General features: G+C 61.3%; 14 protein-coding genes. 10 read left to right on the forward strand and 4 right to left on the reverse strand.

Going from position 1 to position 13660, the window contains the following annotated elements; genetic code table 11:
• The first annotated feature begins 23 nt into the window (after positions 1-23).
• From AD928_RS05580 to AD928_RS05590, 3 genes are all read left to right on the forward strand, one after another.
• The gene (locus AD928_RS05580; protein WP_062248943.1) at positions 24-977 is read left to right on the forward strand and encodes a hydrogen peroxide-inducible genes activator; all 954 of its coding nucleotides are present in this window, start codon (positions 24-26) and stop codon (positions 975-977) included.
• Between the two features lie 147 nt (positions 978-1124).
• The gene (gene ykgO, locus AD928_RS05585; protein ID WP_003625637.1) at positions 1125-1250 is read left to right on the forward strand and encodes a type B 50S ribosomal protein L36; all 126 of its coding nucleotides are present in this window, start codon (positions 1125-1127) and stop codon (positions 1248-1250) included.
• Between the two features lie 87 nt (positions 1251-1337).
• Positions 1338-2144, forward strand: coding sequence for a tetratricopeptide repeat protein (locus AD928_RS05590; protein WP_233419964.1), 807 nt, complete (start codon positions 1338-1340; stop codon positions 2142-2144).
• 10 nt (positions 2145-2154) lie between these two features.
• Here AD928_RS05590 and AD928_RS05595 read toward each other — a convergent pair whose 3' ends face one another.
• Both AD928_RS05595 and AD928_RS05600 read right to left on the reverse strand, forming a co-directional pair.
• Positions 2155-3060 carry a prephenate/arogenate dehydrogenase family protein gene (locus AD928_RS05595; RefSeq protein WP_062248959.1) on the reverse strand — a complete coding sequence of 302 codons (906 nt, stop codon included), beginning with the start codon at positions 3058-3060 and terminating at the stop codon, positions 2155-2157.
• A 44-nt stretch (positions 3061-3104) separates the two neighbouring features.
• Positions 3105-4160, reverse strand: a complete 1056-nt coding sequence (locus AD928_RS05600) for a lysylphosphatidylglycerol synthase domain-containing protein (protein ID WP_062248945.1) — start codon at positions 4158-4160, stop codon at positions 3105-3107.
• Between the two features lie 213 nt (positions 4161-4373).
• Here AD928_RS05600 and hpnA point away from each other — a divergent pair, with 213 nt between their 5' ends.
• From hpnA to AD928_RS05635, 7 genes are all read left to right on the forward strand, one after another.
• Positions 4374-5369 (forward strand): hopanoid-associated sugar epimerase, encoded by a 996-nt coding sequence (gene hpnA, locus AD928_RS05605; protein WP_061501495.1) that lies wholly within the window; start codon positions 4374-4376, stop codon positions 5367-5369.
• Positions 5370-5380: 11 nt separating this feature from the next.
• Positions 5381-6619, forward strand: a complete 1239-nt coding sequence (locus tag AD928_RS05610; protein ID WP_062248962.1) for a glycosyltransferase — start codon at positions 5381-5383, stop codon at positions 6617-6619.
• Between the two features lie 124 nt (positions 6620-6743).
• Positions 6744-7604, forward strand: a complete 861-nt coding sequence (gene hpnC / locus AD928_RS05615; RefSeq protein WP_062142013.1) for a squalene synthase HpnC — start codon at positions 6744-6746, stop codon at positions 7602-7604.
• A gap of 73 nt (positions 7605-7677) precedes the next feature.
• Positions 7678-8571, forward strand: coding sequence for a presqualene diphosphate synthase HpnD (gene hpnD / locus AD928_RS05620; protein ID WP_062248946.1), 894 nt, complete (start codon positions 7678-7680; stop codon positions 8569-8571).
• A gap of 20 nt (positions 8572-8591) precedes the next feature.
• On the forward strand, positions 8592-9887 hold the full coding sequence (gene hpnE, locus AD928_RS05625) for a hydroxysqualene dehydroxylase HpnE (RefSeq protein ID WP_062248948.1): 1296 nt from the start codon (positions 8592-8594) through the stop codon (positions 9885-9887).
• Positions 9888-9920: 33 nt separating this feature from the next.
• Positions 9921-11891 carry a squalene--hopene cyclase gene (gene shc / locus AD928_RS05630; RefSeq protein ID WP_062248950.1) on the forward strand — a complete coding sequence of 657 codons (1971 nt, stop codon included), beginning with the start codon at positions 9921-9923 and terminating at the stop codon, positions 11889-11891.
• 3 nt (positions 11892-11894) lie between these two features.
• Complete coding sequence (locus tag AD928_RS05635; protein WP_062248953.1) at positions 11895-12599, forward strand: phosphorylase family protein; 705 nt, start codon at positions 11895-11897, stop codon at positions 12597-12599.
• Between the two features lie 43 nt (positions 12600-12642).
• Here the strand turns inward: AD928_RS05635 and AD928_RS05640 are convergent, their stop codons facing one another.
• Complete coding sequence (locus AD928_RS05640; RefSeq protein WP_082779759.1) at positions 12643-13065, reverse strand: c-type cytochrome; 423 nt, start codon at positions 13063-13065, stop codon at positions 12643-12645.
• Positions 13062-13660, reverse strand: a 599-nt coding sequence (locus AD928_RS05645; RefSeq protein ID WP_209436664.1) for a flavin monoamine oxidase family protein, incomplete at its 5' end; no start/stop codon positions are given. The genes AD928_RS05645 and AD928_RS05640, both read right to left, overlap by 4 nt.

The raw sequence follows: 13660 nt of genomic DNA on the forward strand, positions 1-13660 counted from the left end.
CTTGAAAAGACCGAGGTCCGACCGTGCTTCCCCTGCCTTCTGCCCAGCAGTTACGTTACCTGATCGCCCTTTCTGAACTGCGCCATTTCGGGCGGGCGGCGGCAGCCTGTTCGGTCACGCAATCCACCCTCTCCGCAGGGATCATGGCCCTCGAACGCCAACTCGATTCTCAGTTGCTGGACCGCACGGTGGGCAAAAAGGTGGTATTCACCCCCTTAGGGCATGAAATTGCGCTGAAAGGCCGGCAGGCGCTGGAAGCGCTGGAAGCCGTGCCGCAGCTTGCCGTCGCGGCCCGCACACCGCTGACAGGCCCCTTGCGGCTAGGCGTTATTCCCACCATCGGCCCCTTTCTGATTGAGCCGCTCGTCAAAACCATCCGCACACGCTTTCCGCAACTCACCCTCTCCCTTGCGGAAGACACAACGGAGCATCTGCTGGAAAAGCTCGGCATCGGGCGGCTGGACATGCTGGTTCTGGCCATGCCCTGTCTGTGTGACACGGCGGAAACCCTGCCCCTCTGGCGCGACTCGTTTCACGTCATCATGCCTGAAGACCACCCTCTGGCCCGGCTGAGCCATGTACCGGTAGAACGGCTGGCCGACCAGCGCATGATTATGATGGAAGATGGCCACTGCCTGCGGGAACAAACGCTGGCGGTCTGCCGGCAGGGCCGGGAATGGCACGGAACCGAGGGCGAGAGCGACTCCACCTTCTCCGCCACGTCCCTGCACACCATGGCGGAAATGGTCGGGCTGGGGCTGGGCATTGGCGTCGTGCCGCTGCTGGCGCTGGAGGGCGGCATTCTACGCGGACACCCCGTTATCAGCCGCCCCCTCTCCGGCGGCCCTGTATGGCGCACCATCGGGCTGGGCTGGCGGCCCCGCTCCCCGCGCTCGGAAGATTTCAAAACACTGGCCACGGCCTTTTCCAGCCTGGCGCCTCACCCAACACAGCCCCTCAATCAGGACTTTGTTTGAAGAGGCGCACAAATGCGCGGTAAAAATACACACGAATAAACAATTTATGGCCCTTTTCCGTGGAAAACATTGACTCGTACTGGCGGGGCCGGTATGTGCCGACACACCTTATTTCAATTCTTGAGCATCGGCGGAGAAAAGCGGGCCATGAAAATCAGAAACAGCCTGAAATCGGCCAAGGTGCGCGATAAAGATTGCCGTGTCGTACGGCGTCGCGGCCGGGTTTATGTCATCAACAAGAAGAACCCCCGCATGAAAGCTCGTCAGGGCTGATTTATGCAGGGTCCGGCCTTTCCCGGCTGGCTTCTGGCGCATGACATGCGTGCAACCCGCTTTTCCGGTTTTCGGAGAAGCGGGTTTTTGCGTTCTAGCGCTCTGATTGCCCCATGCCTTCTGGCCAGCCTGAGTGTTGCCGGTCTCGCGGCTGCGCAAACAGGAGAGCCCCCTGCCGGGCAAACTCAGTCCCCGACCTCCCGCCATACAACCCACACAGCCCCACCGCCGACGCACAGCGACAAGGTGCCCCATGCGGCAGCCCCCTCCGCGTCTGGCAAGACTCCGTCTGCTCCCGGCTCCTCCGCCACACAGCCCGCAGCCCCAGCGGAGTCTCCTGCACCCGATGCAACATCCTCAGGCCCCTCCGCCGGAAAAGCTCCTGCTGCCGCCCCACATAAAAAACTGACTCGCCCACAGCAGATTGCCGCCCTTGCGGACCAGCTTGCACAGGCCAAAACGCCTGAAGATGCCCAGATGCTGGAAGCGCGTCTGGAGGCTTTACGCGCCGCAGGTCTTTCCCCCACCACGCAGCTTCTGCTGCGGCGGGCACAAAAGGATAGTCAGGCCGAAAAGCCGGATGATGCTGTGGAAGATCTCAGCGACGCGCTGGCTCTTCAGCCAGACAACGCCATCCTATGGCGCAGCCGCGCCCAGATGCGCCTTGCCGCAGGCGATTTTAACGCCGCGATTACCGATCTGGGTGAAGCCCTGCAACGGGATGGCCGGGACGCCAAAAGCTGGGGTTTGCTGTCTACGGTGGAAGATCAGCGCAAAGACGGCCCCGCTGCCTTCAAAGCCTGGCAGAAAGTGCTGGAGCTGAACCCCATGGCAGACAAAAACCACAAGCATCTGGATGCCCTGCACATCAAGGCATTTGGCCAACCGACTTAAACGGGGCCTTTTAAGCCTGCCGGTTTTCAATCAGGCTTTTGCGAATGGCACGGCCGCGCTGGATACGGTCCACAATATAGTCCTCGTCGCCCCATCGAATGGCACGCGCCATGGCCTGCGCGTCTTCCATAAAGCGGGCCAGCATTTCCAGCAGAGCCTCACGGTTGGACAGGAACACATCCCGCCACATGACGGGGTCTGATGCCGCAATACGGGTGAAATCCCGGAACCCGGACGCCGCAAAATCCAGCACTTCTGACCGGGTTTCATCCGCCAGATCATCCGCTGTCCCGCAGATGGTAAAGGCCAGCAGATGCGGCAGATGGCTCACGATGGCGCAAACGCGGTCATGATGCGCAGGGGTCATCTCCCGCAGGCGTGCACCGCAACGCTCCCACAATGTGCGGATTGCGTTCAGGGCTTCCGGCGGGGTCCCGTCCAGCGGGGTCAACAGGCACCAGCGGTCTTCAAACAGTGTCGCAAACCCGGCATCCGGGCCGGAATACTCCGTGCCTGCCATGGGGTGCGCAGGCACATAGGCCACGTCCGGCCGTAAAAACGGGCTGATAGCCTCAATAACTGAGACTTTGGTCGAGCCAACTTCGGTCAGAATAGAGCCGGGCCGCATGACGGGCAGCACCTTCTCTGCCACCGGCCCCATAGCTCCCACTGGTACACACAGCATGACACAATCCGCCAGCGCTGCGGCCTCGGCGGCGTCAGCCATCACCCGGTCCGCAATCCCCAGCTCTTCCACCCGCGCCCGCGCTTCCGGCGAGACATCAACCGCAATCAGCTCGCGGGCCAGCGTGCCTTTCTGCTGCGCACGACGCAGCACGGAAGAGCCGATCAGGCCGGGACCAACAACGACAAGTGTATCAAATACGGGCGTTGCAGCCTCACGAGCCGATGCCATCTCGGCATCCGGACCAGAGGCGTCAGAAACAGTTGAAGACACTCTCAGGAATCCTTCACCACAGTCGGAGCGGGGCCGTAGCTGACATCGGCCGTTTTCTTGGTCACAGGCTGGCGCAGCCCACGCATTTCCATCACCTGCCACAGCAGCAGGACCGGAATGCCAATAGCCAGTTCACGCCCGCGACGCAGCAGGGACAGGCCCAGAGACACGGAGGAATCAATCCCGAACGCATGGCCGAGCGCCATATACGCCCCTTCCTGCACGCCCAGACTGCCGGGCACCAGAAAGCCGAGCGACATGACGGCACAGGTCACACCTTCAATCGCGACGGCGTTCGGCAAAGTCAGGGGCGCACCCAGCATATTGGCGGTCATCCACAGCATACCCGCGCTACCCAGCCAGCCAAGCAGATGATACGCGGCAGAGAGGCAGATCCGGCCGGGGCGGCTCCAGATAGCCTCCATCCGCTCCTGCAGGGTGTCCGCCCCGCTCAGCATGCTGTCATGCCACTGGGACGCCAGACTGCGAGTGAACATGCCGCCAAACCTACGGAAAATGCTCCCCCCATGCCGCTGCGTCCAGATGAACCCGGCGGTGCCTAGCATCAGGAAGACCGCACCAATAATAACGGGCACCACAAACGGGCTGGAACGCTGGTGGGCAACCAGAAAGGCCACACCCAGCAGCACAAACGCCACCTGCCCCATCACTTCTGTTGTGATATCGACCAGATTGGCACTGGCTGCTTCCGGCCAGTCAATCTGGCGCGCTTCCCGCCCATGCAGGCCATGGCCCGAGCAAGTGGCGCGAATACCAATCACAATGCCGCCAAGCTGCGAGAACGGCAGGCAGGTCGCCGCTGCATCGCGCACCATGCGCGCCCCCAGAAGGCGCAAATACCCGATTTCAGGCAGAGCCGCATGCCAGGCGAGGCCCAGCACGCCGTTTACGGCAAGCTGACAGCATACCATGAGAAGGAAGCCGCCCAGACCAATACGCATGACAGCGTGCACCACGGAGCCAACGCCACTCCACGCAACTGCCGCCGTAATGGCAACCAGACCCAGCAAAGTCAGAAAAATCGTAAGCTTCTTCAAGGCCTAAGCTCTACCTGCCCGAGATGCCCCCCTGGGCCTCCCTGCTCCCTGGCGTAGAACACCTGACCAGAGGGGCTGAATTCATGAGTGATCCGACCACTTACACCAGCCCGGGGTCTGGCGCCACCTTGGGGGGCAGGATAAAGAAACAAACCAGCCGTTCGGGTTTCACACCCTTCCATTTCTCATCCCCATTATGGGAGCGCACTTTATATGACCGCCCATACGCTCGTCACCGGCGCGACAGGTTTTGTCGGGTCTGCCGTTGCCCGCACGCTGCTTGAACGCGGACACACGCTGAGACTCATGGTGCGCGAGGGCAGTGACCGGCGCAATATCGCGGATATTCCTGCAGAACTGGTGGAAGGGGATCTCTCCCGCCCGGATACCTTCGCTCGCGCTGTGGAAGGCTGCCGCTACGTCTTTCACGTTGCAGCGGACTATCGGCTGTGGGTGCCAGACCCCGCCCCGATGATGACCGCAAACGTGGAAGGCACCCGCCTGCTGATGCTGGCGGCCCAGAAGGCCGGTGTGGAACGCATTGTTTATTGCTCCTCCGTCGCAGCGCTCGGCCTGATTGGGGATGGCACGGAGTCTGATGAAGCGACTCCGGTGCACGAACACGGTGTGATCGGCATCTACAAACGCTCCAAATACCGCGCCGAGCAGGAAGTGCTCGATCTGGTGAAGACGCAGGGCCTCCCCGCCGTGATCGTCAACCCCTCCACCCCGGTTGGCCCGCGGGACATCAAACCCACCCCCACTGGGCAGATGATTCTGGACTGCGCTGCTGGCCGCATGCCCGCCTACGTCGATACGGGCGTGAACATTGTGCATGTGGATGATGTCGCGGAAGGCCACGCGCTGGCACTGGAACGCGGCACCATTGGCGAGAAATACATTCTGGGTGGCGAAAATTATCTGCTGCGCGACCTGTTCGCCATGGTGTCTGAAATTGCCCATGTGCCCCCGCCGCGCATCAGCCTGCCTCAGGAAATCATCTGGCCGGTTGCCGTGGCCTCGGAGTGGCTCTCCCGCTCCTTTGGCTTCTCACCGCGTGTCACGCGGGAGATGCTGGCCATGTCCCGCAAGAAGATGTTCTTCTCCTCGGACAAAGCCATTCGGGAACTGGGCTACAGCCCCCGCCCTGCCCGGCAGGCTGTTGAGGACGCCATCACCTGGTTCCGTAACAATGGCATGCTGAAGTAAGGGGCGGGATGATGCTGTTTGGTCTGGCTGTTCTCTCAGCACTCATCTGGTTCGGTCTTATTTTTTTCCACGGGTGGTTCTGGCAGGCCGGTCCCATCCTCCGCCCTGCCAGCCCCGGCAAGGCACCGGCAGACATCATGCCGAATGTCACGGTCGTCATCCCCGCGCGAGATGAGGCCGAGTCCATTGAGGTCGCCCTCTCCTCCCTGCTGACACAGGATTATGCCGGTCGCCTCTCCCTCATTCTGGTGAATGACCGGAGTGAGGATGGCACCGGCGCTCTGGCCCGCGCTCTGCCAGACCCCAAAGGCCGCCTGACCGTGCTGGACGGCGCAGACCCGGAACCGGGCTGGAGCGGTAAGCTCTGGGCCGTCGCACAGGGCGTGGCCGAAGCCCGCCGCCAGCAGGAGGCCAACAGCGGCTACATCGTGCTGACAGACGCGGACATTGTGCACGCCCCCCAACATATTTCCACACTGGTCGCCAAAGCGCAGACAGACACCCTGCATATGGTGTCCGAAATGGTGGAACTCCAGTGTGAAAGTCTGGCGGAACGCGCTCTGGTGCCAGCTTTTGTCTTCTTCTTTGCGCTGCTCTACCCCTTCGCACAGGTCAACAATCCCAAAAGCCGCACCGCCGGGGCCGCTGGCGGCACAATCCTGATCTGGCGGGACACGCTGGCCGAAATCGGCTGGATTGAAGCCCTGAAGGGCGCCTTGATTGATGACTGCACGCTGGCCACCTGCGTCAAGCAGGCCGGGGGACGCCTCTATCTGGGCCACTCCTGTCTGGCCCGTTCCATCCGCCCCTACCCTTACGCCATTGACGTCTGGCGGATGATTGCCCGCACAGCATTTGTACAGCTGCGCTATTCCCCGCTCTTTCTGGTGCTGACGGTACTGGCCATGGGTGTGGTCTGGATCGCACCGGGGCTGATCGCCCTGTTCGGCCACGGCCTGACGCAGTGGATCGGGCTGGTGACCTGGCTGGTCTCCATCGGCTCCTTTGTGCCCACCCTGCGCCGCTTCCGTATCTCGCCGCTCTGGGCGTTAACGCTGCCGTTTGTAGCGATTTTCTACACGGCCGCGACCATCGGATCTGCCGTCAACCACTATCGCGGGCGGGGTGTTGTCTGGAAAAACCGAGCCTATACGGACGCCATCCCCAATGATGGCCGCACCACACCGGCTGCTCCTTCTCCCGCGCCGGAAGAGGCCAAAGCAGCGCAGATGCCCGGAGGGCGTGCGTGAAAACCCGGCCTTCCGCCAACCCTGTGTGCCAGACCCTCTCTACCCATGAGGGGAGTAGGCACACCGGGAGAGAGCGTGTAAAGCTCCGGGCTATGCTTCCTTCTTTCTCATCGCAGAGCCTGACATGACTGATACCGCCTCCGTCTGGGGAAGAGACGATGTCTCTTCCGGCAAAGGTGCGTCTGACGAGAATTTCCCCGTCGGCTCCCTTCTGCTCAGCAAGGCCCTGCGCCCGCATGTGCATGCGTATTACGATTATGCGCGCGTCATTGACGACATCGCAGACTGCGAAACGCTGAGCGCGGATGAGAAGATTGCCCGTCTGGACGCGATGGAAGACGTGCTTCTGGGCAAGCGCGACCCCATTCCCCGCGCGGACGCCATGAGTGCCGCCAAACTGCGCGCCTCTTTCCTGAAAACAGGTGTGCCGTTTGAAACCGCGACCGACCTGCTGATTGCCTTCCGGGACGATTCCCGTGGCACGCCCTGCACCTCGTGGGACGATCTCCTGCACTATTGCCGGTACTCCGCAAACCCAGTCGGGCGGTTTCTGCTGCATCTGCATGGGGAAGTGCCGCACACCTTTGCGGCCGCAGATGCACTCTGCACGTCGCTGCAGATTCTCAACCACTTGCAGGACTGTCAGGGCGACCTGCAGCGCCTGCACCGGTGCTATATGCCAACGGACCTGATGGCTCAGGCTGGTGCTACGCAGGATGACCTGCTGGCTGGCCGCGCCACACCCAACCTCCGCCGGGTGTTCAATACTCTGCTGGATGGTGTGGATGCCCTGAACAGGGAAGCCTCCGCCCTGCCCGGTCTGGTGCGGGACCGGCGCTTCCGTATGGAATGCGCCGCCATTGTCAGCCTCGCACACCGGCTGACGCAGCGCCTGCGGCGGGAAGATCCGCTGGCCGGGCGCGTTGCCCTGAAACGCACAGATATCATGTATGCAGCAGGTGCGGCCCTGCGGGCATGGTCCTGAGCTTTCAGAATGTCCGCAGGTCTGTAAAAAGAGCCGGATATGACGATTTAATGAACAAACAGGTGAAAAGCGCGTGACAGCTCAAAACATCCAGACGCATGACGAGCCGACCCCCCTCGGGTGTGACCCCGCGGATCTGGCATGGGTGGAAAGCACGGTAAAGCAGGCCGCCACGTCCTTTGCCGCTGGCATGCGCATCCTCCCCCCCATGCGCCGCTACGCCATGTATGCCATTTACGCCTTCTGCCGCGTGGTGGATGATATTGCCGACGGGTATGAACCCATGGAGCAGCGCAAGGCCGCTCTGGATGCCTGGCACCAGCGCATTGCAGCCCTGTATGACCACGGGACCACGCAGGACCCGCTGGACCGCGTGCTGCTGGCCTGCATCCATTTCTTCGCGCTGCGGCAGGATGATTTCCACGCCATTATCGACGGCATGATGATGGATGCGGAAAACACCATCGTCGCCCCGGATGAGAAAACGCTGGACCTGTATTGTGACCGCGTGGCTTCCGCCGTGGGCCGCCTCTCCGTACGGATTTTTGGGGACAGCACAGAAGACGCTGACAAGGTCGCCTACCATCTGGGCCGCGCCCTGCAGCTGACCAACATCCTGCGCGACATTGCGGAAGATGCTGCCCGTGGCCGCCTCTACCTGCCGGGTGACCTGCTGGACCGCTTCCATGTCCCGCATGACCCCATCAAGGCGCTCTCCGCTCCCGGTCTGCAGGGTGTGGCCAACATCCTTTCTGTGCGGGCCCTGGACCATTTCCGGAAAGCCTTCATCACCATGCAGTCCTGCCGCCCCAAAGCCATGCTCCCCGCACGGATCATGGGGGCGAGCTACGAGGCCGTTCTGGTCGCCCTGCGCAAGCGCGGCTGGTCTGCCAATGCTCTGCATGAGCGTCCGGAAACCTCAGCTCTGAACAAGGTGTTCTGGCTGACCCGCTCCTACCGCCCCTGATCCAGAAAGAGACCAACAGCATGGCATCCTGTGTGCACATTATTGGCGGCGGCGTGGCTGGTCTGGCCGCCGCGGTGGAAGTAGCTGGCTCAGGCCGCCGCGTTATTGTGCATGAAGCAGGCCGCGCCTGCGGGGGCCGTGCCCGGTCTTATGAAGACAAGCAGCTGGGCTGCCGGATTGATAACGGCAACCACCTGCTGCTGTCCGCCAACAAGACGGTCTTCCGTTATCTGGCCATGACGGGCGGTACCGATACGCTGACCGGTCCCGGCATCCCCATTTTCCCATTTGTTGATCTGGCGGAAGACGCGCGCTGGACGCTGGACCTCTCCCGCGGGCGGATGCCCTGGTGGGTGTTCCAGCCGCATCGGCGCGTGCCAGACATGCGGGTGGTGGAACTGCGCAGCCTGCAAAAGCTGATGCAGGCAGGCGAAGACGAGCACGTCTCAGACTGCCTGCTGCCCGGTGCACTCAGCCGCCGCCTGCTGGAACCCTTCGCAATTTCTGCTCTCAATACCTCCTGTGAGACGGGCAGCGCCGCCCTGCTTGGCGCGGTGGTGAAAGAATCGCTCTCCCTTGGCGGCAAGGCCTGCGTACCGTGGTTCCCCAGGGAAGGGCTTTCTGAAACGCTGGTAGACCCGGCGCTGGCGCATCTGGCCATTCTGCAGGCAGAAGTCCGCACCCAAAGCCGCATCAGCGCGCTGGATGTCAGTCGGGGCCGCGTGACCGCTCTGCATGGCCCGGACGGCGTTATCCCGCTGACGGAAGACGATACCGTTATTCTGGCCGTCCCCGCTCCCGTGGCGGAAACCCTGCTCACGCCGCATGTACCCGGCTTTCAGACCCCCAATGCGTTTGAAAGCATTCTGAACCTGCATTTCCGTCTGGACGCCGCCCCGCAGGCGCTGGGCTCTTTTGCCCGTGCGCGATTTATGGGACTGGTCGGCAGCATTGCAGAGTGGGTGTTCCTGCGCGGCGATATCCTCTCCGTCACCGTTAGCGCCGCGAACCGCTTTGCAGAGCAGGACCCGGATGATCTGGCCCGCGCCATCTGGCATGACGTGCGCCGCGCGTGTGACCCGGTTCTGAAAGAGCCGCTGCGCGCCACTCCGCCGCATCAGCGCGTAGTGTGGGAAAAGCGCGCGACCTTTGCCGCAACGCCGGAACAGAACCGCCTGCGTCCCGGTGCGGCAACGCAACTGGTCAACCTCGCTCTGGCCGGGGACTGGACGGCAACCGGACTCCCCGCCACACTTGAAGGCGCAATGAGATCAGGCGTGAAGGCCGTACACACACTCGGCCTGCGTCGTCCTTAATAAAAACAAGACGCCAGTAACAAGGAACACCCCATGGCCGCTGATGGCAGCGCACATCCTAAGACCCCGCTTTCCGGTGAGGATCTGGATCGTGTGGTTCAAAATGCTCATGCCGCTCTGGGGCAACGCCAGCAGGCGGACGGACACTGGGTGTATGAGCTGGAAGCCGACGCCAGCATCCCGGCGGAATACATCCTGCTGGAACATTATCTGAACCGGATTGATGATGCGCTTGAGCAGAAGATTGCGGTCTATCTGCGCCGGACGCAAAGCGAGGAGCATGGCGGCTGGGCGCTGTATCATAACGGCGGATTTAACCTGTCCTCCTCCGTCAAAGCCTATTTTGCCCTGAAAGCGACCGGGGAGGATATCAACGCCCCCCATATGCGCCGTGCGCGGGAAGCCATTCTGGACCACGGCGGGGCCGAGCGCACCAATGTGTTCACCCGCATTCAGCTGGCCCTGTTTGGGGATGTACCCTGGCGGGCAACGCCGGTCATGCCGGTGGAACTGACGCTTCTGCCACGCAAGGCCTTCTTCTCCATCTGGAACATGTCCTACTGGTCCCGCACGGTCATTGCTCCCATGCTGGTGCTGGCAGCCCTGCGGCCCATCGCCATCAACCCGCGCCAGATCCATATTCGTGAGTTGTTCGTCACGCCCCCAGAGCGCGTGACAGACTGGATTCGTGGTCCTTACCGCTCCGTATGGGGCCGCGTGTTCAAGGGGCTGGATAGCGTGCTGCGGCCTACCCTTGGCCTCATTCCGTCCAAAACGCATGAGAAAGCCCTCAAGGCGGCCATTGATTTCATTGAACCGCGCCTGAACGGCAAGGATGGTCTGGGCGCCATTTATCCAGCCATGGCCAATGTGGTCATGATGTATCGCGCCCTTGGCGTGCCGGATACAGACCCACGCGCCGTCACCGCATGGGAAGCCGTGCAGGGTTTGCTGGTCCATAAGGAAGATGAAGTCTATTGCCAGCCCTGCGTCTCTCCCATCTGGGACACCGGGCTGTCCGGCCACGCCATGCTTGAGGCCGCCTCCGGTCCCAAAGGCATTGCCCCGGAAGAAACGCTGACAGAACTGCGTAAGGCTAGCAAATGGCTGCGGGATAAGCAGATTCTGGATGTTAAAGGCGACTGGGCCGTCAACAACCCGAACGTTGCGCCCGGTGGCTGGGCCTTCCAGTATGGGAACGACTATTACCCGGACGTGGATGATACCGCCGTGGTCGGCATGCTGCTGCACCGTGAAGGTGACCCGGCCAACGCCGAGTCCATCGAACGCGCCCGCCAGTGGATACTCGGCATGCAAAGCCGCGATGGCGGTTGGGGTGCCTTTGATATTGATAACAACAAAGAACTACTGAACCATATCCCCTTCTCAGACCACGGCGCCCTGCTGGACCCGCCGACGGCGGATGTGACGGCGCGCTGCATCTCCTTCCTTGCCCCGCTGGGCCATGGGGAAGACCGCCTGGTGCTGGAACGCGCCCTGACCTACCTGCGCAAAGAGCAGGAAGAAGACGGGTCATGGTTTGGCCGTTGGGGTACAAATTACATCTACGGTACATGGTCCGCGCTGTGCGCGTTCAATGCCGCCGGTATCTCGCATGATGACCCGGCTGTGGTGAAAGCTGTGGAATGGCTGCGCTCCGTCCAGCGCCCGGACGGCGGCTGGGGCGAAGGCTGCGAGTCCTATGAAGGCGGCAGCCATGGCACCTACGGGGAAAGCCTGCCCTCTCAAACAGCATGGGCTGTTCTGGGCCTGATGGCCGCTGGCCGACGGGATGACCCGGCTGTCACACGCGGTATCAGCTGGCTGGCGGCTCAGCAGGATGAAAATGGGGAATGGCATGAGGACCCGTATAACGCTGTCGGTTTCCCCAAAGTGTTTTACCTCCGCTACCACGGTTACAAGCAGTTTTTCCCGCTGATGGCTGTGGCGCGCTACCGCAATCTGGAAAGCAGCAACACGCGCCGCGTCGCCTTTGGGTTCTGAAACATGACGAACACCACACAGCCTTCCCCCAGCCGCCCCGGTATTCTTGTTGGCCTGAAAGCCGAAGCGAAGCTGATCCGGCACGTGTTCCCGCATGCCGCGATTGCCGCCAGCGGGGCGACACGCACCGGCGCGCAGCGTGAAGCAGCCCGACTGGCCGCTTGTGGAGCAGACTGTCTCCTCTCCTTCGGTCTGGCCGCCGGGCTGGACCCGGCATTGCCTCCCGGCACGCTCATCCTGCCAGAACGCGTGATGGCATGGGGCGCGTCTTATGCGTGTGACCCAACACTGCGCCACATTCTGGGGGCAGGCCAGCCGGGTGTGCTGGGCAACGCCTTGCTGCATAGCGACACCGTTGTACTGGATGCTGCCGAAAAAGCGCATCTGTTTGCAACAAGCCAGTGTGCTGCTCTGGATATGGAAAGCGGCTTTCTGGCCCGCGCGGCGGAAGAAGCCGGATTACCGTTTGCCGTGCTGCGCGTGGTGTGTGACCCCGCCAGCCGCTCTCTACCGCCAGTTGCAGGCACCGTTCTCTCCCCGGATGGCGGCCTGAACATCAAGGCGCTGCTCGGCTCCCTCCTGCGCCACCCCGGCCAGATTTCCGGCCTGATCGGCCTTGGTAAAGACGCCGGACGCGCCCGCACCGCCATGCTGACCTTTCTGGAACAGCAGCGCACCCGTCCGGCTTTTGCGCGGTTTGCGAACTGAAGATATTTAAGAACGTCGATCAGGCTATCAGAAGGGCCGTGTTTTATTCTTCGAGTTTGACTGTAGGCCTTAATTCTTCAACAGTCTGAGGGGAGACTGTGTCTGTCCAATGGTTTCCAAAATGGCTCCGGACATAATTCGCAACATCGGCAACCTGTTTATCGGTCAGAATACCAGAAAACCAGGGCATCCCCCCACGCCCGTTGAGAATCATATAGATAGGATAACCTGAATCCTGAAGTCTTGCATTATTAGCAAGTGCCGGAAAACCTGCGCCAGCCGCGTTGCGGGCCCCCTTACCATCCGGCATGTGACACGACTGGCAGACATGGTGATAGACAGCCTCACCTGTTTGCATAACCTGCACCTTACCTGTTTCTCCACTCGCCGTATCGGCATGTGCTGCGTGCGACATGAGAGGAAAAGTGAGCAACATTCCCGCCGACAAAAGAACAAAACGCATCATGCCGCTCCTGTTGCCCGCTTATGTAATTGAGTAACGGCAGAAAGCGACGAAAGGATTGCCCCTTCCTGCCAGCACCCCACATAAGACGCGTGCTCACCTGCCAGCACAATGCGGTTATCCATCGAAACCAGTGTTTTATAATGGGTCTTGCGTGCCTGTTCAGACCACATACTGCAACACCCCAGCGTCCAGGGCATGCGGCTCCATGCAACACCTATCCCATTGAGAAATTCACTGCGATAGGATTTTGGATGAAAGACCGAACCCTGCCGCAGCCCTTCTGCAACCCTTTGGTCTGGGGTCATGCCCGCAAAATCATAGGCTGCCGGCCCAAACATATAACCGGCCAGCAAAACTGCTGGGCCTTTTGAAAGGGCTCCATGGCTTGGATAGGATATCTGACTGATAGGCTGATCTGTAAAACTGATCCCACCGTAAATCTGTTCATCCTCCTCCCAAAAACGGCGCTTGAACTCAAAGGCAAGTTTGACAGATGACGCATAAGGCACCGCCGCAATAGCCGCTTTTAGCAGACCACTGACCTGAATATCGAGTTGTGACAGGACAGGAAGCGGAATAGTACAGACAGAATACT

Origin of the sequence: Acetobacter cerevisiae (assembly GCF_001580535.1) — a bacterium.
GTDB lineage: Bacteria > Pseudomonadota > Alphaproteobacteria > Acetobacterales > Acetobacteraceae > Acetobacter > Acetobacter cerevisiae.

What these genes read in the sequence shown, in the direction of transcription:
- ykgO (WP_003625637.1), top strand. Translation starts at nt 1,125, where the DNA reads ATGAAAATCAGAAACAGCCTGAAATCGGCCAAGGTGCGCGATAAAGAT.
- AD928_RS05595 (WP_062248959.1), bottom strand. Translation starts at nt 3,060, where the DNA reads ATGGCATCGGCTCGTGAGGCTGCAACGCCCGTATTTGATACACTTGTC.
- hpnA (WP_061501495.1), top strand. Translation starts at nt 4,374, where the DNA reads ATGACCGCCCATACGCTCGTCACCGGCGCGACAGGTTTTGTCGGGTCT.
- AD928_RS05610 (WP_062248962.1), top strand. Translation starts at nt 5,381, where the DNA reads ATGCTGTTTGGTCTGGCTGTTCTCTCAGCACTCATCTGGTTCGGTCTT.
- hpnC (WP_062142013.1), top strand. Translation starts at nt 6,744, where the DNA reads ATGACTGATACCGCCTCCGTCTGGGGAAGAGACGATGTCTCTTCCGGC.
- hpnE (WP_062248948.1), top strand. Translation starts at nt 8,592, where the DNA reads ATGGCATCCTGTGTGCACATTATTGGCGGCGGCGTGGCTGGTCTGGCC.
- shc (WP_062248950.1), top strand. Translation starts at nt 9,921, where the DNA reads ATGGCCGCTGATGGCAGCGCACATCCTAAGACCCCGCTTTCCGGTGAG.
- AD928_RS05635 (WP_062248953.1), top strand. Translation starts at nt 11,895, where the DNA reads ATGACGAACACCACACAGCCTTCCCCCAGCCGCCCCGGTATTCTTGTT.
- AD928_RS05640 (WP_082779759.1), bottom strand. Translation starts at nt 13,065, where the DNA reads ATGATGCGTTTTGTTCTTTTGTCGGCGGGAATGTTGCTCACTTTTCCT.